Source organism: Bradyrhizobium sp. PRIMUS42, assembly GCF_023006515.1.
GTDB lineage: Bacteria > Pseudomonadota > Alphaproteobacteria > Rhizobiales > Xanthobacteraceae > Bradyrhizobium.
Genome location: NZ_JALBGZ010001403.1, coordinates 1 through 707, shown reverse-complemented (window position 1 = coordinate 707; position 707 = coordinate 1). Strand labels below are relative to the sequence as shown.

At 64.8% G+C, this 707-nt stretch carries 1 protein-coding gene and 1 pseudogene; both read right to left on the bottom strand.

Going from position 1 to position 707, the window contains the following annotated elements; translation table 11 throughout:
- The coding region (locus tag MOV75_RS40680) for an ABC transporter ATP-binding protein (protein ID WP_247008485.1) at positions 1-509 on the bottom strand (509 nt) is incomplete at its 3' end.
- Positions 506-707: pseudogene (locus MOV75_RS40675) on the bottom strand (hypothetical protein); the annotation flags it as partial. The gene MOV75_RS40680 and the pseudogene MOV75_RS40675, both read right to left, overlap by 4 nt.

Here is a 707-nt window from a genome sequence, read left to right as displayed (position 1 = left end):
AGCACGATCAGCGGGGAGGCGATCAGTGCGCGCGCAATCGCGACACGCTGCTGCTCGCCGCCGGAGAGCTGCCGCGGGAAGTGATGGGCCCGGTGCAGCATGCCGACGGACTGAAGGCTCTGCTCGGCGCGCGCCAGACGTTCCTTGCGAGCGATGCCGCAATAGACCAGCGGCAGCGCGACATTCTCGATTGCATTGTGGCGGGCAAGCAGATTGTAGGACTGGAACACGAAGCCGATGCTGCGGGCACGCAAGGACGAGCGGCGATCTTCCGACAGCCCGGCGACGTCGGCGCCCTGGAGATAAACGGCGCCCTCGTTCGGCAAGTCGAGCAGCCCGATCATGTTCATCAATGTCGATTTGCCGGAGCCGGACGGTCCCATCACGGCGACGATCTCGCCTTGCGCGATCTCGAAACTGACGTTGCGTACCGCAGTCACCGCGACCCCGTCGGTGCGATAGGTCCTGCTGACCGACTGGAGGCTGATGAGGGGTGGGGAGGCGGTCATGATCCGAACCTGATTCCGAGAAATTCAAAGCCCGCCGGGCGGATCGCCTGGCCGACGGCCACCTGGCTGCCCTCGTCGAGATCTCCGCTCTTGAGTGCGACTTGTTCATCACCGCGACCGCATCCGGCGTTCGCATGGCCTGCGCCGTCACCAGATCGTGCAAGCATGCCTCCGACGGATAGGCCGAACACGTCTCGT